Source organism: Microcoleus sp. LEGE 07076, from assembly GCF_015207455.1.
Lineage (GTDB): Bacteria > Cyanobacteriota > Cyanobacteriia > Cyanobacteriales > Microcoleaceae > Microcoleus.
This window is the reverse complement of sequence record NZ_JADEWV010000011.1, coordinates 38,439-57,046: the sequence shown is the minus strand read 5'-3', so window position 1 is coordinate 57,046 and position 18,608 is coordinate 38,439. Positions and strand designations below refer to the sequence as shown.

Annotated in this window: 21 protein-coding genes and 1 pseudogene; 9 read left to right on the top strand and 13 right to left on the bottom strand. The window is 45.7% G+C overall.

The annotated features are described in order from the left end of the window. The 3 genes and pseudogenes from IQ270_RS03400 to IQ270_RS03390 all read right to left on the bottom strand — a co-directional run. A pseudogene (locus tag IQ270_RS03400) lies at positions 1 to 172 on the bottom strand (photosystem II q(b) protein); the annotation flags it as partial. A 147-nt stretch (positions 173 to 319) separates the two neighbouring features. After that, positions 320 to 1,096: a DUF6816 family protein gene (locus tag IQ270_RS03395; protein ID WP_193971856.1), complete on the bottom strand. Its 777-nt coding sequence runs from the start codon at positions 1,094 to 1,096 to the stop codon at positions 320 to 322. Positions 1,097 to 1,482: 386 nt separating this feature from the next. After that, complete coding sequence (locus IQ270_RS03390; protein WP_193971855.1) at positions 1,483 to 2,106, bottom strand: DedA family protein; 624 nt, start codon at positions 2,104 to 2,106, stop codon at positions 1,483 to 1,485. Positions 2,107 to 2,449: 343 nt separating this feature from the next. Here IQ270_RS03390 and IQ270_RS03385 point away from each other — a divergent pair, with 343 nt between their 5' ends. After that, positions 2,450 to 2,797 (top strand): STAS domain-containing protein, encoded by a 348-nt coding sequence (locus IQ270_RS03385; RefSeq protein WP_193971854.1) that lies wholly within the window; start codon positions 2,450 to 2,452, stop codon positions 2,795 to 2,797. Between the two features lie 433 nt (positions 2,798 to 3,230). Here the strand turns inward: IQ270_RS03385 and IQ270_RS03380 are convergent, their stop codons facing one another. The 8 genes from IQ270_RS03380 to psbN form a co-directional block, all read right to left on the bottom strand. Next, positions 3,231 to 3,887, bottom strand: coding sequence for a hypothetical protein (locus IQ270_RS03380; protein ID WP_193971853.1), 657 nt, complete (start codon positions 3,885 to 3,887; stop codon positions 3,231 to 3,233). Beyond that, positions 3,880 to 4,434: an Npun_F5560 family protein gene (locus IQ270_RS03375; RefSeq protein ID WP_193971852.1), complete on the bottom strand. Its 555-nt coding sequence runs from the start codon at positions 4,432 to 4,434 to the stop codon at positions 3,880 to 3,882. Before IQ270_RS03375 ends, IQ270_RS03380 begins: the two co-directional genes overlap by 8 nt. A 274-nt stretch (positions 4,435 to 4,708) precedes the next feature. After that, on the bottom strand, positions 4,709 to 5,302 hold the full coding sequence (locus IQ270_RS03370) for a class II aldolase/adducin family protein (protein ID WP_193971851.1): 594 nt from the start codon (positions 5,300 to 5,302) through the stop codon (positions 4,709 to 4,711). Positions 5,303 to 5,870: 568 nt separating this feature from the next. Continuing rightward, entirely contained in the window at positions 5,871 to 6,794 is a 924-nt protein-coding gene (locus IQ270_RS03365) for a hypothetical protein (RefSeq protein ID WP_228056038.1), read from the bottom strand. A 534-nt stretch (positions 6,795 to 7,328) separates the two neighbouring features. Beyond that, entirely contained in the window at positions 7,329 to 7,451 is a 123-nt protein-coding gene (locus IQ270_RS31780; protein ID WP_255532360.1) for a hypothetical protein, read from the bottom strand. A 260-nt stretch (positions 7,452 to 7,711) separates the two neighbouring features. Next, on the bottom strand, positions 7,712 to 8,623 hold the full coding sequence (locus IQ270_RS03360) for an MBL fold metallo-hydrolase (protein ID WP_193971849.1): 912 nt from the start codon (positions 8,621 to 8,623) through the stop codon (positions 7,712 to 7,714). A 1-nt stretch (position 8,624) separates the two neighbouring features. Further along, complete coding sequence (aroC, locus tag IQ270_RS03355) at positions 8,625 to 9,725, bottom strand: chorismate synthase (protein WP_193971848.1); 1,101 nt, start codon at positions 9,723 to 9,725, stop codon at positions 8,625 to 8,627. A 228-nt stretch (positions 9,726 to 9,953) separates the two neighbouring features. Continuing rightward, positions 9,954 to 10,085, bottom strand: a complete 132-nt coding sequence (gene psbN, locus IQ270_RS03350; protein ID WP_193971847.1) for a photosystem II reaction center protein PsbN — start codon at positions 10,083 to 10,085, stop codon at positions 9,954 to 9,956. A gap of 243 nt (positions 10,086 to 10,328) precedes the next feature. Here psbN and psbH point away from each other — a divergent pair, with 243 nt between their 5' ends. The 4 genes from psbH to IQ270_RS03330 all read left to right on the top strand — a co-directional run bounded on the left by psbH (position 10,329) and on the right by IQ270_RS03330 (position 11,860). Next, complete coding sequence (gene psbH / locus IQ270_RS03345; protein ID WP_193971846.1) at positions 10,329 to 10,532, top strand: photosystem II reaction center phosphoprotein PsbH; 204 nt, start codon at positions 10,329 to 10,331, stop codon at positions 10,530 to 10,532. Between the two features lie 150 nt (positions 10,533 to 10,682). Further along, positions 10,683 to 10,934, top strand: coding sequence for a TatA/E family twin arginine-targeting protein translocase (locus IQ270_RS03340; protein WP_193971845.1), 252 nt, complete (start codon positions 10,683 to 10,685; stop codon positions 10,932 to 10,934). Further along, positions 10,935 to 11,597, top strand: a complete 663-nt coding sequence (pth, locus tag IQ270_RS03335) for an aminoacyl-tRNA hydrolase (RefSeq protein ID WP_193971844.1) — start codon at positions 10,935 to 10,937, stop codon at positions 11,595 to 11,597. Next, entirely contained in the window at positions 11,594 to 11,860 is a 267-nt protein-coding gene (locus IQ270_RS03330) for a DUF3146 family protein (protein ID WP_193971843.1), read from the top strand. The genes pth and IQ270_RS03330 overlap by 4 nt, the downstream gene beginning before the upstream one ends. A gap of 463 nt (positions 11,861 to 12,323) precedes the next feature. Here the strand turns inward: IQ270_RS03330 and IQ270_RS03325 are convergent, their stop codons facing one another. Further along, entirely contained in the window at positions 12,324 to 12,635 is a 312-nt protein-coding gene (locus tag IQ270_RS03325; protein ID WP_193971842.1) for an S-layer protein, read from the bottom strand. Between the two features lie 56 nt (positions 12,636 to 12,691). Here IQ270_RS03325 and IQ270_RS03320 point away from each other — a divergent pair, with 56 nt between their 5' ends. The 3 genes from IQ270_RS03320 (at position 12,692) to IQ270_RS03310 (ending at position 15,783) form a co-directional block, all read left to right on the top strand. Continuing rightward, positions 12,692 to 14,536, top strand: a complete 1,845-nt coding sequence (locus IQ270_RS03320) for a bifunctional serine/threonine-protein kinase/formylglycine-generating enzyme family protein (RefSeq protein ID WP_193971841.1) — start codon at positions 12,692 to 12,694, stop codon at positions 14,534 to 14,536. Positions 14,537 to 14,951: 415 nt separating this feature from the next. After that, the gene (locus tag IQ270_RS03315; RefSeq protein ID WP_193971840.1) at positions 14,952 to 15,416 is read left to right on the top strand and encodes a hypothetical protein; all 465 of its coding nucleotides are present in this window, start codon (positions 14,952 to 14,954) and stop codon (positions 15,414 to 15,416) included. After that, positions 15,406 to 15,783 carry a HEPN domain-containing protein gene (locus tag IQ270_RS03310; protein WP_193971839.1) on the top strand — a complete coding sequence of 126 codons (378 nt, stop codon included), beginning with the start codon at positions 15,406 to 15,408 and terminating at the stop codon, positions 15,781 to 15,783. Before IQ270_RS03315 ends, IQ270_RS03310 begins: the two co-directional genes overlap by 11 nt. A gap of 133 nt (positions 15,784 to 15,916) precedes the next feature. On the opposite strand, the gene IQ270_RS03305 is transcribed toward IQ270_RS03310, so the two are convergent. Continuing rightward, positions 15,917 to 16,729, bottom strand: coding sequence for a CPBP family intramembrane glutamic endopeptidase (locus IQ270_RS03305; RefSeq protein ID WP_193971838.1), 813 nt, complete (start codon positions 16,727 to 16,729; stop codon positions 15,917 to 15,919). Positions 16,730 to 17,037: 308 nt separating this feature from the next. Between IQ270_RS03305 and IQ270_RS03300 the strand changes: the two genes are divergently transcribed. Then, a complete protein-coding gene (locus IQ270_RS03300; RefSeq protein ID WP_193971837.1) occupies positions 17,038 to 18,486 on the top strand; it encodes a GTP-binding protein in 1,449 nt (482 codons plus the stop codon). Positions 18,487 to 18,608: the final 122 nt, after the last annotated feature.

Below are 18,608 nucleotides of genomic sequence, written 5' to 3'. Positions count from 1 at the left end.
CTGGAGGTGCTGCGATGAAGGCGATGATGTAGCAGATTGTGGCACTCAGTAGTGTGGGAATCATCAGGACTCCGAACCAGCCTACATAGAGGCGGTTGTCTGTGCTGGTGACCCAGTTACAAAACTGGTCCCACAGGTTGGCGCTTTCGCGCTGCTGTAATGTGGTTGTCATTTGTTTATGATTGCGTTATTTGGTTGTCAATGTTCGGATGATGTCTCTATTATTAACGGTATCGTTAATGTTTGTAAAGGGGTTTGACGACAGTTAAACTGATGGGGGTAATAAGCTGGGCTTATGTAGAGGATTGTTTGCTGTTTGTTATGCTGGCGCCAACTCCAAGCGATATCGGTACAAAGCGACAGGATGCCCCTTAGCAGCAAAATAATCCGGGTCTTGTGGCGATAAATAAATCGCTGTCACCTGATCGGCTGCAATTTTTCTAGTTGCAGAATCGCTATTGTCGTCGCCCGCGACAAGTCGATAAGCCGTAGTTGTTTCGACTTCATTTAAATAAATATCCGACTCTCCCCGAAACACCTGCTGAGAAATCTCTGTAGACACAAATCGATCGAGATTTGGTGTCTCAGTTCGCCGGCCTGTCACAATTGAAATGAGCTGCTTTTCCCCTTTCAAAAGAGTAATTTGGCGGTTGGGATTGGTCGGATCGACTTTCACAGAAAGTACAGCGCGATCGCCCAAATAAGCCTTAGCGATATTGAAACCATTGAAAGTGCGATCGGCTACAATCTTCCTAGCTAGATTTAGTTGATAATGAGAAACAAGATTTCTATTTTTTTCGGGTTGAAAGCGCACTTTAAATAATATCGGCTGCTGCAAATATTGGCGGTTTTGTTCAAACCCGGGCGTGACAATATTTGGGGCTAAAGGAGTGGCTAAATCCACCAAAGTGCTAGCAACGTTCCAATCGCCCGCCATCCAATCGGGATACACCAAATCTCCCTTGGCTACTGGGATAGGAGGTTTGCTATTCCAATTGGGAAAAGTGGAAATGCGATCGCCCAAAACCCCTGCTTTGGCACTACCGCACCACAGTAGCACGATCAAAACCAGACAAAAACCCCAAATTATTTTCATACTAAATAAAATTTCAACAGCTAACTTTCTCTTTCTCTGATTTCTCGAAAATTGGTTGTAGTGCAATACGTTTGAGTTAAGACTCAATAAGGTTCTGTTAAAGTCCAAAAATTCGCATCATCAATCAAGCTGTCAACCTTAACTGAACCCTATTGCCATAAGCTGATTGACAAATGCTTTTCTAGCTTAACTTGTCACAAATGGCGGGGAGCTTGGAACGAAACCCAACTTGGAGTCCCCAGAAAGATGGGTTTCTCTAGAGAAACCCAACCTACGAATGATTAGACATTTTGCAAAAAGATATTTTATTTGAGTTCGCCTGCATTTACGATCTGCGGTGAAAAACACAAAATACAGAAGTTTTGCAAAAAGTCTAACTACCAATCTTATTTGGTTTTGTCTAAAGTCCGCGACTCTAACCAAATAGGAATTACAATCCAAGCAACTGCCAAAAGCAAAGCAAATACAGCGAATTTAGCCGCCCAAGCTACCAACTTCTCCAAAGACACAACCTGTCCTAAGAAGTATGACAAACTTACCATTACCGATGCCCAGCTTGCTGCACCCAGAATGTTGAACAGCGAAAATTTCCAAAAAGGCATTTCGGCAATTCCGGCTAGCGGGCTGGCAAAAATTCGCAGCACTGCGATGAATCGGCCCAAAAATACAGCTTTAGCTGCATTTTTGCTAAACTGTTCTTTTAAATCAAACAGTTGTTCTTCCCGAAACCGGAAAAATTTTCCCAGCTTTAGTAGCAGGGGCCAGCCGCCGTATCTGCCGATCGCATAACCGAAATTTCCTCCCAAAGTCGCACCCGCGATCGCGCTACCGAGTACGTACCAGTAATTCAGTTCCCCGCTGCCGGCTAAAAACCCGCCAACAATCGTAATAGTCTCACCAGGGAGAGGAACTCCCAGATTTTCCAGCAAAATTCCCAGAAATACTGCCCAGTAACCGTAATTGCGGGCAAATTCCTGAATAGTCTCTAGCGATAAAAACTCAAAAGACATTCGATACTGCCTTCGTAAACTTTTGCAAAGCTCTATACATTTATATATTGGCTTGATTCAACCAATAGTGCAATCCTTCGGTGTGATGAAGAACACACAAAGCTCGCGATCGCCCACCAAACAAAAAACCAGCTTTCAGGGGATTATAGATTAATCAGGAATTGTTGCGGTTGCCTCCGGCCTATAGCCAGCCCGTTTTTCTACTTAAATTTATCACAGTTAAATTTATCACAGTCGGGCGATCGCCCCATCCTCAAACCTTAGCTAAAATCCCCCGAGTCTCTCCACCGAATCGGCAACCGAACTCACTTATTCATACTTGACAATCGTTAGGATAACTGCTATGCAAGTTTCCAATTTCAACCAACACATCGTCCTCCAACCTCAAAACTGCCTCGACTCGCAAGCTGGCATCCTCCTGCAACAACAGCTAACAGAGATTTTGCCCGAGGGGCACAAACTCTGGGTAATAGACATGGCCTTGGTAGATTTTATCGACAGTTCTGGCATTTGTGCCCTAGTCGGCGGGCTCAACGCCGCCCGCCACCGGGGATGCCGCCTCGTGATTTGCAACCTTTCAGCCACTGTCAAGCTAATATTTGAAATTACTCAACTCGACCAACTATTTGAAATTTTTGACAGTTTCGAGCAAATTGTCTCAACAGAAACTCCCGCTTTAGTTGCTAGATAAAAATTAGATCATTTCCGATTAATTGCCGATAATTAGGGTTGTAATCTGTCGCGGCATACAGCATATTCCATGTATAAAACCCATTTGATATCTATTCTGCGTAAATCTCAGAAACCGGGTTTTTCTCTATATTTCTCCTCACCCAACCAAAAAATCCAAGAATACCCGATTTCTCGCCCCTTGCGTAAATCTCAGAAACCAGTTTCTCTCTATATTTCTCGTCACCCAACCCAAAAACTCAAAGATGTCAAATGGGTTCTATATGTACACACAATCGCGGGCGATAGCCGTGTAAGGTGCGCGCCGTCAAGCTTCGCCGAGTTCTATCCAAAATATAGCAGCTCCGCACCCGGAGGATTAACGTCACACAACTGGCGCCGATACTATACTTCATAAACCTGGAATATGCTGTATAATTTACGTCCAGAACAGCTTATAAGTCAACACCCGAACTTGAGATAATTTGTAAATCGTAAATAGGCGTATTTGTCAAGCAATACCAGTGACAGACAAATAAATCCGGCACTTGAACCCCGACAGAAGCGATCGCAGGTGCAGCCGGAAAAGGCCAAAGTCGATCGAAAAAAATTCTCTCCCCTAGGAAACCGAACTGCATCAAATAAGTCGCCGGCGGCGCATTTAAAAGATTCAACAAGCCGAAAGCCAACTCGTATAACTGCTGTCGCCAAACATCGGACAAATGCAGCGGTTGACGGTAACTCAACTCGCCCGACAATTTGTCAGGTGCCGCACCGATCGCCTCAGCATACAGCGGCCCCTTTGCTGTGTACACCACAGGCAGCCAAAAACTGCCCTCCCCGACGGGTACTTGCAGTGTCTCGGCGACTCGATCGCGCGCTGCCGAAACATTGCGACAAAATCGAAACACATCTTGACCTGGAAAAACCAGATCGGGGGGCAGATCCAGCGTCAAAGGACAAATTATCGCTCCACCCGGAGCGATCGCCCCTGAATTGAGTTGAGAAACTCCACAGATATTGACTTCAGTTAAAGGATGAGATTGAGCGATCGCCGCCTCGATACTTGCTGCCCCTTGCGCGTCACCGGCCACAATCAAAACCTTAGACATTACCAAGGCTCGGCATTTGAATTCCGCGATCGTCATCAGGATCGACACTCGGCAGATCCAGGCCCTTAGCCTTGCGATTTCGCACCGCCAGACGGTAAGTCACGCTTTGTAACTCTGTGTGCAACTGGCGGTTTTCCTTTTGCAACTGATCCAACTTTTCCTTAATCGGCTCGATCCGCTCAGCAAACTTCTGGCGGTAAACCCCAGGCAATTCCTGAACCACTTGTTCGAGCATCCGAGAGCGATCGGTCAATTCTTGCACTGACTGCCGCAGTTGGTACACCTCTGTATCCCGCTCGGTAATTTGTTCTTGATAGAAACCCACCTGTTCTTCAACAGCTTGCAGTTGTTCGCGCATTGCCTGCATTTGAGCTTGGTGGCGATCGGAAACTTCCGGTGCCGGCACAAAACTCGAATTTCCTTTCACCAGTCTGAACAGTTCTTGAGACAACTGCTGCACCAATTGGTCGCGCATTTGCAGTTCTTCGGTGAGACGAGATACCTCTGATTGCAATTCTTTCGAGCTTACAAGTTTAGTTTGATTCACGATGACTCTCAGCTTTTGCTATATAAATTGTGTTTCTCTTTAAAAATATCTTTCCCTTACCGCAGAGGCAAGAGTCACTTGAAAAGTTTTGCACCCGTTGATTCCGAGCGAGCGATCGGTCTAACGGTGAAGGTTCGAGCCAATTTTAACTCACTCCGGCGACACCAAGGCCACCACCTTAGCTTCTTGCCACAAAGTGACCCAAAATCCTCGGTTTTTTTGTCATCAAACGCGGTTTGTACGATTTTTATGAGTATTGTCGCAGATATCTTGTCTAACCGATCGCCGCCGAGAGCACTTTTCCAGCTTCGTCCAAGCTAGTGCCAAAACAGATAATTCCGTCCTCGTGACCGGCCATCGCCAGAATTTTGCGCTCTGCCAAATTCTCCTCATCAAAAAGTCTAAACATTTCTAAGGCCATTTGAGGAGTGCCGTAAGGTATTTCTTTTCTAGTAGTAGGAATCTCAAACAGCAGTTTGTGCCAGAGTTGAGGGTTGTGGACGTGAATTATCCCCCCCACATCGTCTCTGTGAAGATACAGTGCTGCGTGAGTCAGGGACTCCGACGAAGCTGGTACGGGGCCCCGGCAGCCGAGGAAATTTTGTTCTAAGTTAAATTCGGTGACAGTACAGTAGGATTCTGGTCCGATATCTGGCAAGTGTGCCGTCTGGGTACCGGAAATCACGAACTGGCAAGAATTGCCAATCCTGACGCTGACGTTCCCAAACCCTATGCCATTTTCGTAGACGGCAATTAGTCCCCAAGAGTGTAGCCTTTCGCGCCACTCCATCAAATCTGCTATGTCGCCTGCTGCTACAGGGTCTGCCTCTTTCCAGTCACAGCGGTACTTAACGACTCCTTCATCCATTTATTTTTCTGCAAGTTGCGCGCACGACGACAGACAAGGCAGCGTCAAAGACTTCACCGAAGTTGTCAAACTGCTTTTTTGTCGGCTGCATATAGTTTACATTCCAGTGTCGCCGTAATTGGCGATCGACATCAACAAAAAGTAAACTACGAAAGAAGAACCAATTATGCCAAATATCATGGGTGTAGCCTCAAATGGTGATTATTGCAAAAGTTAAATGTGAAAACGCAGGCTTTGTGGCTGGGAGTTTGATTCCCGGCTCTGGGCAGATCGAGTTTCTTCTGTGAAACTATGTAACATCAGGGAACAACTTATCGCTATAGGTTACAGCATTTATACTGAGCTGACATACTCCCTCAGAAATACTTAACGATAAACTAGCCTTTGATCCAGTAACTCGGTAACAAGCAACCGTATATTTACGTATTTTTTAATTATACAGATATGGCAGCGAGGGGAACACAAAAATCAAATATTTTTTAACAAATTACCCAAAAAGCCAGCCGATCGAGCTGTGAGTGCCCGATCGGCTGGCTGGTTACTGTGGGGCGATCGCGCCTGAAGCTTTTTAAATGTGGAAGTGATACAAGATACTGCCGTCGTCTTTAATTTCGCAATTGGCATTAAAAACTTCAGCTTGCTCGTTCAAAAAACGCTGGGCGACATCCGGCGACAGCCGCGTTTCCATCGCAAACCGCACCAAAGTGATTTCACCGTGACCTTCTTTGATCAGTCGGTACAAAGCACTTTGGAGCCTTTCGCTCTCTTCTCGCTCAAAAGCTGTTTTGTGCTGCCAATTTGCCAGCGAAGGAATCAAACCGCGGCTGACTAAAATCGCCAACAGCAGGCCAACTCCCAAAATCAGAGGCACTGTCGGATCGCTCGTGGGCGTCGCCACAATTTGTGGTGCCCCAGCAGCAGCCAAACTGCTCACCATTTCTTTTTCCGACGCTTGGGTATCCGCCATTGCTAGCTGAGTTTTGTTGTAAAAATCTTGTTGAAGCTTCATTTGCTGCAACAGGCGAGCGCGCTCTCTTTCGTATTGGTCGAGTTTTTGCTGAGCTTGTTTCAGGTCTTGAGTGACTTGTGCTAAGCGTTGGTTGAGCGACTGATTGACTGATTGCCACCGATATCTGTTAATCAGGCGGCTTTTTTCAACCATGCCTTTCATCAACATATCCGCCGTTTGCACTGCTTGTTCCCGATCGAGCGATCGATACCCAACAGCAATCTCTAGGGGTGCTTCCGGCTTAGAAATTTTGACGCTAGCATTTTGTCGAACTTGCTGCGGCGACAGCTTAACTGCATCTGCCACTGCTTTGACAACATTATCTGCCAGCAGAACATCTGGAGTCAGTTGTTCTCCCTGCTTGAGAATTGTCGCGCCCGTACTCGAAAATTTTACTGGCGGACTGTTAGAACCCAGAGTGCCTTGAGCCACGAATCCGGGTGGCGGAGCTAGGCGGTAGGCTAATGCCCCTGAAATACCCATAATTACAGCAAAACTGCCTAGGGCAATCCATCTGTAATGATTTGGTGAAGATCTAAAACGTAAATTTCCCATTTTGATAGTCAAGTCATAACATTCACTTTGCTGTTGCAGCTAGTCTCAAACCAAAGAGCGATGGTCTCTTTCTTTTGAGTGAAATTGACTGCCTAAAAATCACTCAGATTGTAGTGAAAAGCTTTCACATCTGCTTTTCATAGTTGCCAATATTCATGTTCCATAAAAAGCCTCGTACTTGTGTTTTTTCGTAACTATAACCTCAGCTTTTATGTTTAGGAATTACTCAAGAAATTGCAGGTCTGACAATGATTTAGCAACTCTGCTGTCACCTGGGGAGCCTCGTGGGAGAGTGAAATCTTGCGGAGCCTCGCCGTGTTTGTTGACACTTAAAACTTTCACTTTTTCGCCTGCTGCAATCCTCCAATTATTTTACTTCTTGCTGTGCGTTTTGCGGAAGCGATCGGGCAGGTGCGCTGTTGTTCGATCTTGCGATCGTCGCAGCTTGTCGCCAGTAAATTTTTACTTGGGTTTAGCGGTGACGTTAGTTGTACTGCACTTCGCCAAAGTCTGAAATGCTGTCAAACTCGATACTTTTTCTAACGGCACATTCCAACCCATCGCAGTTACACAGAGCCAAGCCATTAGGCCTGCAGACTCTAGCAGCTCAACTCCCGCTCGCGATTAACAAACTGCTAATTTTGTCTATCTTCTCAAATAAGAGCGGGTAAAACAATCAAAAAAACCTTAAATATTCTTCCTAAAAAGTTACTAGCCAAGGATTATACCACGCACTCAGAGTGTTTGCTAAAAATAAAAAACTTGTGGAGCAGGCCGCGAGACCTGCTCCACATCATAATGATGGTTGGATCGAGTTATGAGCGATCGACCCTACCGACGAAAGTTCAGAAGCCGATCGGCAAAATCAGACCCTCGCGGGCCATAACAGCCTTGGGAAAAGCGATTTGGACATCTTCGGCGATGCGATCAAGAAAATCGTCAGTGTGAGCCGGATCGTGGTGAAAAATCACCACCCGTTTCACCCTAGCCTCCTTAGCCATTCTCACCGCTTCCTGCCAAGTCGAGTGTCCCCAACCCACCTTCGGAGACTTGGGGTTGTGATATTCCTCGTCGGTGTACATCGCGTCGTAGATCAGCACGTCAGCGTCGAGGGCCAAATTATAGACATTTTCATCTAGCCGATCGGGAAAATGTTCCGTATCAGAACAGTAAACCACAGAACGTCCCTGCCAACTCACCCGATATCCCATAGCAGTATTCGGGTGATTGAGAGAACCAGTCCTAATCTCAATATCGTCCAGCATCATCGTCTGGTTGTGATTGAGTTCGTAGAAATTCAAATCCGCAGGCAAGCCCATCAGCGGCACCGGCGAATTCGAGTGCAGAACCCGTTCCACGAAGTGTCTTTTGAGACAATCTCCATCCGGCGGAATCGCCCCATAAATATCAAAGCTATTGCCGCGGATAAAAGCAGGGGCGAACAGCGGGAAACCTTGAATGTGATCCCAGTGATAGTGAGTAAAAAACATATAAGCTTGCACCGGCATTTCTTGCAGCAACTGGTCTCCCAGCATCCGCAAGCCTGTTCCGCCGTCAAAAATCAAGCGTTTTCCACCGACGCGCATTTCCAAACATGAAGTATTGCCGCCGTAGCGAACAGTTTCCTGTCCCGGTGTCGGAACACTTCCCCGCACGCCCCAGAACTCTACTACAAAATCATCTATACCTTTTATTGCTTCGGAGGGTTGAGGGCAATCAACGGGATTTGCCGCTACTGAGGACAAGCTGATTTCCATTTTAAAATTCAGACTTTAAGGTTCCACATTGTCCGTGATGGCGCAGTAAATGGTCGCACAAAACTAAAGCTACCATCGCTTCCACCATTGGCACAGCTCTTGGCAAAACGCAAGGGTCGTGCCGTCCTTTTGCCGCTAGCAGCGTTGCTTCACCCTCTCGGGTAACTGTGCGCTGCTGCTGGCGAATTGTCGCAGTTGGTTTGAATGCCGCCCGCAGAATGATATTTTCACCGTTAGCAATGCCACCCTGAATTCCGCCGGAGCGATTCGTTAATGTACGAATTGCACCCTTGTCATCAGTATAGTATTCATCATTATGTTCGCTGCCCTTAAGCAGAGTCCCGGCAAACCCCGAACCAATTTCAAAGCCTTTGCTGGCGGGTAAGGACATGATAGCTTTAGCCAAGTCGGCTTCGAGTTTGTCGAATACCGGCATTCCCAGGCCTTTGGGTACGTTGCGGGCTACGCATTCGACTACACCGCCGATCGAATCTCCACTGTCGCGCACTTTTTCAATTAGTTCAATCATTCTTTCGGCGCATTCGGCATCTGGACAGCGGACGATGTTGCTTTCTACTTGTTCTAAGGTAACAGTGTCCGGGTCGGCGACACATTCTAAGTCAGAAATGCGTTTGACGTAGCCGACTATTTCGACTCCTGCTGCTTGTTGGAGAATTTTTTTGGCGATCGCCCCTGCTGCTACTCTACCAATAGTTTCTCTCGCCGAACTTCGACCTCCGCCTTGCCAGTTACGAATTCCGTACTTAGCATCGTAGGTAGCGTCGGCGTGGGAAGGGCGGTAAGTTGTGGCCATTTCGCCATAATCTTGGGGGCGAGTGTCTTGATTGCGGACTAAAATTGCGATCGGAGTTCCCAGAGTTTTGCCTTCAAACACCCCCGACAGAATTTCGCAGGTATCTGCTTCTTTGCGGGGTGTAGTAATTTTGCTTTGGCCGGGGCGGCGGCGATCGAGTTCGGCTTGAATCAACGATGCGTCGATCGGCACCAGGGGCGGACAACCGTCTATTACGACTCCAACACCGCCGCCGTGAGATTCCCCAAATGTCGATATGCGAAATAAATGTCCAAATGTATTGCCCATGATGCTTTCGCCTGAAACCTGATATTTTTTACTTTAACTGGAAGATAGATTTTTCCAATCAATATAGATTTACTGTATTTTTGCAGAATATAGCATTGACTGTGGAGGCGAAAGGTCGATCGGGCACTGCAGAAGTTCGATCGCTTCGGAGAAGGGGAGACTGGGAGAGGGAGAGAGGGCGAAATTTGGGCTAACCTTGCTTCTTCCTTCTTCCTTCTTCCTTCTTCTTTAGTCTTCGTGTTCTTCAAAAGGATCTCTCAATTCCTTGGCGGGAGGGCCGAAAGCGGTGTAGATTGAGAAGCCGGTGATTGCCACCAGACACATACCCAGAGAAATGCCGAGAACTGCTGCTGGTTCCATATTGGGGAGCGATTATGAGTTATCCACTCTATAATATTACAAAAAATAACAATCCGTGTAAAAGTCTAGTGATTTTAGGTCGGCGTAGGGCATGGTCGCGCCCGAACCCGACAGGGAGAATCGGTTCAGGCGAGAGTCGGGGACTGCGGTAGAGTCGGGCAGTAGGGGAGTTAAAAAATTGCGATCGCAATTAGCGGTGGAAATATGTCAAACTTTTCTGTAGAGATTCATTGTAGGTGACTTATGGCACAGCGGACTTGGTTGGGAGATATACTCAAACCCCTTAACTCAGAATACGGCAAGGTAGCTCCTGGTTGGGGTACCACGCTGTTGATGAGCGTTTTCATCGGACTGTTTTTCGTGTTCTTGTTGATTATTTTGCAAATCTACAACTCTTCACTGATTCTGGAGAATGTGGATGTCGATTGGTCGAGTCTCGGCAGCTAAAAATTGAGCGCGAAACAGTAAGGCTAACAGTAAAAGCTGAGGGTAGAGGAGAAAGGGTAAAAGCTAAGTTTTACCGTTTTCCCTTGCCCTTTACCGTTAGTGGATCGTAATTAAATGCTAACTAATTAAACAAATTACCGGAGAAAAAACATGAATATTTTTGGCATAGGTTTGCCGGAAATGGCAGTAATTTTTACCATTGCCCTGTTGGTATTCGGCCCGAAAAAGTTACCAGAAATTGGTCGGAGTTTCGGTAAAGCACTTCGGGGATTTCAAGACGCTTCGCGGGATTTTGAGTCGGAGTTCAAGCGGGAAGCCAAGCAGTTAGAAGAAGCAGTCGCCAGCAAAAAGCCGGAACTAGAAAAACTCGCGGCGGCTAAGGAAGATAACGCAGACAGTTAAATGAATAACTCTCAGAAGTCGGAAACACCAGCGGAGTTAGTAATTCCCCAGCTAATTGTGGGTTTGGGGAATCCAGAACCAAAGTACGATCGCACCCGACACAACATCGGCTTTAATGCAGTGGATACCTTGGCTAAATCTTGGCAAATTTCGCTGTCGGAAAATCGCAAATTTCAAGGCATCTTTGGCGAGGTAAATCGGCCGCGGGGACAGAAAATCCGCTTGCTGAAACCGCTGACTTACATGAATCTGTCGGGCCAATCGATTCGGGCAGCGGCGGATTGGTACAAAATACCTCCCGAGTCCGTATTAGTAGTATACGATGATATGGATTTGCCGATCGGCAAACTCAGAATGCGGCTTGCCGGTTCAGCAGGCGGACACAACGGCATGAAATCAACAATTTCTCATTTAGGTACAGACAAATTTCCCCGATTGCGGATTGGCATCGGCAAACCTCAAAGCGATGCTGCTAAAAATGACAAAGATACGATTTCCTTCGTATTAGGAAAATTTTCCTCAGAGGAAAGTCAATTAGTAGAGAAAGTGCTTAAATTAGTTGTAGAAGCTGTGGAACTGAGCCTCGATCGGGGAATAGAAAAAGCCATGAGCCTTTACAACAATCGTACCATTGCAGAAACAAACGCGGAAACAAAAAGGTGAGTTCGAGACGTTTGCCCGAAACAACTGCATATGTCCGGGTTACTGGCCAATCTTGGCTAAAAGGCACGATTGAGGGTGAAGTGAGTGCCGGCAATTTTGAATGGCAGTTTCAGTGGCGTTTCACGGCAGAAAAAACACTGATACTTGAGCCTTCTCAAGGTAGGGCATTGATTCAGGAACCGCTGCACCGCTTTCTGGAGAAATGGGATTATCAGCTTGAACCGGGCGGCGATTATTCGTTTACAGTTCGGGCTCAGTTTTGAGTAAAATTAGTTGTAGGGTGTGGATCGATCGAAAATCCCCAAATTCGATCGACAATCGAGCGAGCGACGCACCTTTTGTGATAGTCAGTTATGATAGTCGTAGGGTGTGGATACCTCGAAAGTCCCCAAATTCGATCGACAATCAAGCGAGCGACGCACCTGACAATATTCAGTATTCGTAGGGTGTGGATACCTCGAAAATCCCCGACTTGTCTATCGACAATCTCATAGCGACGCACCTTAGATAATTTATGAAAACTATTGCTACGAAAAAATGTTAGGTTTGTTTGATTAACTATTTTGTCAGGTGCGTCGCTATGAAATTGTTGGTTTTTCTTGAGAAATTTTCTAGAGCGACACACCCTACGGCTACTAAGAAACCGGGTTTTTCCGAGATTTATGGTTGTCAGCAACTATTGTCGTAAAAAACCCGGTTTCTGGCCCCTGATGAAATGCGGGATAGTCAATTTGTTTGTGTTGATTCCAGCAATTCTTGAATTAAAGCAGGCGGGGTTGCTTCACGGTAAGCGCCGCAATAATACATCGTCAAAACTGCTTTGTAAGCCCAGTGATTTGATGGCACATCGCTAAAAGGATTTGGCAGAGTTTCCGCGCGATTCTGCACGCAAGCATTCAGAATTTGTTCTCGCGTTGGCTGCACTTGAACTAAAGAATTATTTTGCTTTATTTGTGCAGGATTTTGTGCTTGTGCGGGAGATGAACAACAGGCACTAACTAGCAGTATAAATGCGGCAACGATTCTGAGTTTAAGCATCTCATTACTTTTTGTGCGACAATATATCCTAACTTCCACTGCATTCCCTGAAAACTATGCTGGGTCGTACCCTCCGCAATCGCTATCAAATTATCAAAGACTTGGGAGAAGGCGGTTTTGGCGACACATACCTCGCCAAAGATTTAGACTTACCCGGACATCCCCACTGCGTTGTCAAACATTTTAAACCGAAAGACCCCAATCCCGCCATTTTACTAATTGCCAAAGGCTTATTCGACAAAGAAGCCCAAACGCTGTATAAATTGGGTAAGCTACACGACCAAATCCCCAGCCTTTCCGCCCACTTTGAGGAAAATGGCGAATTTTATTTGGTGCAAGATTTTATCGAAGGACATGACCTTACCAAAGAACTGATTCCAGGTAAAAAATCAAGCGAATCCCATACTATTAAATTATTGCACGATATCTTAGAAGTTTTAGCCATTGTTCATCAGCAAAATGTGATTCATCGCGACTTGAAACCTGCTAATTTAATGCGCCGCCAAGATGGTAAAATTATCTTAATTGATTTCGGGGCGGTCAAGGAAATTAGCACAATGGTTGTTAATGCTCAAGGACAAACTAGCTTCACCGTTGGTATTGGTACTTCGGGTTATATGCCCAGCGAACAAGCGAAGGGCAAACCTAAACTGTGTAGCGATATTTATGCAGTGGGGATGATTGGGATTCAAGCATTGACTGGTCAACCTCCTCATACCTTACCAGAAGATCCGCAGACAGGAGAAGTTATTTGGCGAAATCAAGCGCAAGTTAGCAATAATTTAGCAAATGTGTTAGATAAAATGGTGCGCGACCATTTCAGTCAGCGCTATCAAAATGCAGAGCAAGCATTGCCAGCAATTTTATCTTTGTCGCCGCCTCCGACACCGACACCAACACCACCGACACCAACACCAACACCACCGCCAACACCACCGCCACCAACACCGCCACCAACACGGCCACCAACACCGCCACCGCCACCAACACCAACTGTGTATCAAAGTTTGGGGAACAAATCGCCTCAACCTGTAAAAGTATTGTCAAATTCCCTAAAAACAGTTCAATTTGAAACGGTGACAGTGAATTCAAAGGGGCAAATCACCAAGCGCAGCCAAAGTCAAGCACAGGTTTTTACAGAAACTATCGCCAATGGCGTTACTTTAGAAATGGTTTCTATCCCCAAAGGCAGCTTCAAAATGGGTGCACCTGCAACGCAACGAGGAACCGATGACGAGGAAAGACCTCAACATCAGGTGACAATCAAACCGTTTCTGCTGGGGAAATACCCGATTACTCAAGCACAGTGGGAAGTAGTAGCTAATCTGCCTAAAATTCAGTATGACCTTAATCCTGACCCTTCTAGCTTCAAGGGTAAAAACCTTCCTGTAGAAAAGGTTTCTTGGTATCATGCTGTTGAATTTTGTGCCAGATTGTCTCGGAAGACGGGTAGAAGCTATCGCCTTCCTAGCGAGGCGGAATGGGAATATGCTTGTCGGGCTGGGACAACTACTCCATTTCATTTTGGGGACACAGTTACCCCGGATTTAGCCAATTATCGTGGCAATTTTCCCTACGGTTCTGCACCGAAGGGAATCTATCGTGAAAAAACAACTGTTGTGGGTAGTTTTCCGCCTAATAGCTTTGGACTTTACGATATGCACGGGAATGTTTGGGAATGGTGTCAAGATGTTTCGCACGATAATTATAATGGTGCGCCTACTGATGGTAGTGCTTGGGAAACTGGTGGAAATAGTAAAAGCCGAGTGATGCGTGGGTGTTCGTGGTACGACGATGCGGTCTATTGCCGTGCTGCCTTCCGCTACTACGTCTCTGCGGGCCTCTTGGGCTGGTGCGGGGGTTTTCGTGTAGCGGTTGCTTCGGTTTCTTCGTCGTCCTAGTTTTCCCCGCGAGGACTCTTTTTTGCTCTTTTGCCCTTTTACTCTTTACTCTTTTTTCTTTTTCACTTTTTTCGTCGTCTCTGGCGACTCGATTTTTTTTTGCACTCGTGGATGCACTCCCGACAAAGAAACCGGGTTTTTTACTTAATCTGTGGAGTACAGCGAAGGATATCGCAAAAAACCCGGTTTCTGGCCACCTGTGCGTAAGTTCTGTTTGGGAAAATCGCTGTCACTTTGTCAATGCTTTCTGTAGAGACAAGTCTGCTGAAATAGTCTGGTTTATTTACGGAGGAGTTGATGCTGATTTAGGATGGGTTCCAGTGTAGTAAACTTTTTTTTTCAGATTCACCGCCGAACAGATTATAATTAGAAATATTGATTTTTCTCACAAATAGTCGCATAGGAGATTTACAAAATGAATAACCTATTAGAAGAAACTTTTGCCACCGTCTCTCAACTACCCGAAGCAGAACAAAATGCCATAGCATCCTTAATTTTAGACAAGATATCAGCACCAAGAGTCGCGCCTTTCCTCATTTCCCAATCAGACATCGAAACCCTAGAAAAATCATACATTTTCCGAGACAAGACAGAAGTTATTGACTTTATTAACAAATATCCGTTTTTACTTCCCGTTGTGCTAGAAGCACCCGTTCAAATTAGCAATTATTTTTCCGAACAAAAACTATTACTTCAAGTCATCAATGACCCGGAAATTCCTAACTATGTTCATCTGGTTCTATCAATCATCTTAACAGACCTCGCTCCCGATGAAGCAATGGATAGAGAAGATGAATTGCGTAAAAATTGGTCTAGGGGATTATCCCATGAAATTCGGGAGCATTTTTATACGATTTTGGAATATACTGATGAGTTTTGATTGGTCGCAATACCTAAATTTAGCAAAAGAACTTGCTAGTCAAGCAACTATTCCTGCTGAACAGGAGGCGCGATTGAGGGATGCTATCAGTCGTTCCTATTATGCTGCTTTTATCTTATCGCGGAACTATTTGCGAGATAAACAAGGCCATTCCCTGCCCAAAACTAGCGATATTCACCGCTATGTTTGGCAAGAATTTGATATTAATCCTGACTCAAAATATCAATTAATCGCCGATAATTTAGCAGTGCTGCGCCGATATCGAAATCAAGCAGACTATGACGATAATTTTCCCTTATTATCTGCGATTGCTAGTATTGCGATTAAGCGTTCTCAAGAAATAATTTCTAACCTAAGTAGTCTCTAAATATCAATTTAATCTGATAATGCCTTTGCTAAAAAAGCAGTAGTTGTAGGGTGTGGATCCTGCGATAAATTCCTAACTAAATACCAACAATCTGATAGCGACGCACCTGATGGATATATTACAAACCTTTGGACTATTGGGACATTTTTCGCATTCCTACAGCCAAGACGCTCAAAAATAATAGCCCCACTGCCCCAGCCAACGGATTGCCGTTAATTCCAGTCACCCAATCCGGGACAGAACCAGAATATCGCACTAACTCTCCGACGTTAATTATATAGTATCCCCAGACTAAACCTGCATGAAGCCCGATCGACAAACCCAATCGATTTTGACGGCTTCGCTTTGCCCAAACCAGGATCAAACCCAGCAACAACAGCCCCGGAAACTGCGGCCAACTCCGCAGCATTCCCTCCACCGATTTGATAAAATGAGATAGGGCAAATATCAGGCTATTCGCCCGCAGAGATATTTGATAATTGTAATCCCGCTGCAATTCGTCCAGCAACCAACCACGGAATACCAACTCCTCGGCAAAACCCACTCCTAGGGCGCTCAAAAGCCCTTCTGCGATGATTCGAGGCAAATTATCAGAATTTTGCCATGCGACAAAGCCGAACAGTCCTTGCACTAAAAATAGGGTGAATGTAATCGAAATGCCGATCGCCAATCCGATTAAAAACTCAAAACCGTTTTGTCGCGTATTCACTAAACCGTAACTTTTGAGCAATTGCGTTTGTCCGTAAACCTGTTTTCCCCAGCGCGGAAGTAGAAACAAAAACTCTGCAAACAACAATCCCATTGTCAGAATGGTTGCGAGGTTGCTATCTTTAACTAACAGATAAATTGGTGCGGCTAGCGGTAGCCAGATTGCTGCCAAGATTAATAGGAAAATTATTACACGTAAGGGAAATGGATAACTGGCGATTTTTATCGGGTTAATCATTGGTTGTAAATTTAATGGATTTTATATGACATTTGTCGGGATACAGATCGGCGGTTGAAACCGCATCTACACAAACGATGTCCGCCTTCGCGAACTAAAGAAAATAACGTAATTTCAACAGCCCAGTTATCTTCAACCCGCGGGCGTGAGTGTTTGTGTAGATGCGGTTTCAACCGCGAGCGTCTTTTCTACGCAGATTATTATAAACACGAGCATTATCCTGTCCCCAATTTACAAAGCCAACAGAAAAAGCTAGAATAGCATCATATCGGTAGAAACTTTAAGCAAAGCTATAACATCAGGTAACAATGACTGAAGTATCGGATTTTTCAAATGTCGATCGCGAATTAGACGACACAATTTTAAGCTTCGCAGACATTCAAGCAGAACTCAACTTGCGGCGCGCCAAAGATGCTCTGCGAGATATAGTAGAAAATCTCGATTTGACCGCACAAGAGCGAACTGGACTGGAGCCGGAAATTGGCGGGTTGGAGACAATGCTCGACAAGCTAGAGCGCGCTTGCGTCCAAATTGCTGTGTTTGGGATGGTGGGAAGGGGAAAATCTTCGGTTTTGAACGCGCTGCTAGGTCAAAATGTGTTTGAAACAGGCCCAACTCACGGGGTGACTCGTACCACAACTATTGGCCAGTGGGATGTCGGAGATGGTGTTGATGGGGATTTTCCCGACCGATTTTCGCCAGTTATTTACCGTTTGTCGCAAGTAGAATTAATCGATACTCCCGGAATCGATGAAGTTGACGGCGAAACTCGCGAACTCTTAGCCCGCCGCGTCGCCCAACAAGCAGATTTAATATTGTTTGTAGTTGCCGGCGACATTACGAAAGTGGAATATCAAGCACTTTCGCAATTGCGGGAAGCCGGAAAACCGATGTTATTAGTGTTTAATAAAATTGACCAGTATCCGGATGCAGATAGGCTAGCAATTTACCACAAAATTCGGGACGATCGCGTGCGAGAATTGCTATCTCCCGATGAAATTGTGATGGCGGCAGCGTCGCCTTTGACCGCGCGGGCGGTGCGCCGTCCCGACGGAAGTATGAGCGTACAAATGACTCGCACATTACCACAAGTTGAGGATTTAAAATTAAAAATTTTGGAGATTTTAGACCGGGAAGGAAAATCTTTGGTGGCGCTGAATACAATGCTTTGTGCGGGGGATATTAACGAGCAGTTGGTGCAGCGAAAAATGGAGATTCGAGATGACGCGGCTAACCGGATTATCTGGAATGGGGTAATGACTAAAGCGGTGGCGATCGCCCTGAATCCAATTACTGTAGTTGATATTCTTAGCGGTGCGGTAATTGATGTGGTGATGATATTAACTTTATCTAAAGTTTACGGCATTGCGATGACAGAAGCGGGCGCGGTAGAATTGCTGCAAAAAATTGCATTGAGTATGGGGGGAATTACTGCTGGCGAATTGGTTGCAAATTTTGGTTTGAGTTCTTTGAAAGGATTGTTGGGTTTGGCGACACCGGCAACGGGGGGTTTAGCTTTAGGGCCTTATTTGTCTGTAGCTGTGACTCAAGCTGCAATTGCTGGGGTGTCTTCCTATGGAATCGGTCAAGTTACTAAGGCTTATTTGGCTAACGGTGCTTCTTGGGGAGATGAGGGGCCGAAGGCTGTTGTCAGCAAGATTTTATCTTCTTTGGATGAGGATTCTATTTTAAATCGGATTAAGGATGAATTGCGGGCTAAGTTAGATTTGAGAAGTGTGGAAAAACAGCAATCTTAGTCAGTAGTCAGTAGTCAGTAGTCAGTAGTCAGTAGTCATTAGTCATTAGGAGGAATTACAAATTGCCAATAGCCGATGCTTTTAGGCCCGATGCCCGATGCTTTTAGGCCCAATGCCCAATT

What these genes read in the sequence shown, in the direction of transcription:
- IQ270_RS03395 (WP_193971856.1), bottom strand. Translation starts at nt 1,096, where the DNA reads ATGAAAATAATTTGGGGTTTTTGTCTGGTTTTGATCGTGCTACTGTGG.
- IQ270_RS03390 (WP_193971855.1), bottom strand. Translation starts at nt 2,106, where the DNA reads ATGTCTTTTGAGTTTTTATCGCTAGAGACTATTCAGGAATTTGCCCGC.
- IQ270_RS03385 (WP_193971854.1), top strand. Translation starts at nt 2,450, where the DNA reads ATGCAAGTTTCCAATTTCAACCAACACATCGTCCTCCAACCTCAAAAC.
- IQ270_RS03380 (WP_193971853.1), bottom strand. Translation starts at nt 3,887, where the DNA reads ATGTCTAAGGTTTTGATTGTGGCCGGTGACGCGCAAGGGGCAGCAAGT.
- IQ270_RS03370 (WP_193971851.1), bottom strand. Translation starts at nt 5,302, where the DNA reads ATGGATGAAGGAGTCGTTAAGTACCGCTGTGACTGGAAAGAGGCAGAC.
- IQ270_RS03365 (WP_228056038.1), bottom strand. Translation starts at nt 6,794, where the DNA reads ATGGGTATTTCAGGGGCATTAGCCTACCGCCTAGCTCCGCCACCCGGA.
- IQ270_RS31780 (WP_255532360.1), bottom strand. Translation starts at nt 7,451, where the DNA reads ATGGCTTGGCTCTGTGTAACTGCGATGGGTTGGAATGTGCCGTTAGAA.
- IQ270_RS03360 (WP_193971849.1), bottom strand. Translation starts at nt 8,623, where the DNA reads ATGGAAATCAGCTTGTCCTCAGTAGCGGCAAATCCCGTTGATTGCCCT.
- aroC (WP_193971848.1), bottom strand. Translation starts at nt 9,725, where the DNA reads ATGGGCAATACATTTGGACATTTATTTCGCATATCGACATTTGGGGAA.
- psbN (WP_193971847.1), bottom strand. Translation starts at nt 10,085, where the DNA reads ATGGAACCAGCAGCAGTTCTCGGCATTTCTCTGGGTATGTGTCTGGTG.
- psbH (WP_193971846.1), top strand. Translation starts at nt 10,329, where the DNA reads ATGGCACAGCGGACTTGGTTGGGAGATATACTCAAACCCCTTAACTCA.
- IQ270_RS03340 (WP_193971845.1), top strand. Translation starts at nt 10,683, where the DNA reads ATGAATATTTTTGGCATAGGTTTGCCGGAAATGGCAGTAATTTTTACC.
- pth (WP_193971844.1), top strand. Translation starts at nt 10,935, where the DNA reads ATGAATAACTCTCAGAAGTCGGAAACACCAGCGGAGTTAGTAATTCCC.
- IQ270_RS03325 (WP_193971842.1), bottom strand. Translation starts at nt 12,635, where the DNA reads ATGCTTAAACTCAGAATCGTTGCCGCATTTATACTGCTAGTTAGTGCC.
- IQ270_RS03320 (WP_193971841.1), top strand. Translation starts at nt 12,692, where the DNA reads ATGCTGGGTCGTACCCTCCGCAATCGCTATCAAATTATCAAAGACTTG.
- IQ270_RS03315 (WP_193971840.1), top strand. Translation starts at nt 14,952, where the DNA reads ATGAATAACCTATTAGAAGAAACTTTTGCCACCGTCTCTCAACTACCC.
- IQ270_RS03310 (WP_193971839.1), top strand. Translation starts at nt 15,406, where the DNA reads ATGAGTTTTGATTGGTCGCAATACCTAAATTTAGCAAAAGAACTTGCT.
- IQ270_RS03305 (WP_193971838.1), bottom strand. Translation starts at nt 16,729, where the DNA reads ATGATTAACCCGATAAAAATCGCCAGTTATCCATTTCCCTTACGTGTA.
- IQ270_RS03300 (WP_193971837.1), top strand. Translation starts at nt 17,038, where the DNA reads ATGACTGAAGTATCGGATTTTTCAAATGTCGATCGCGAATTAGACGAC.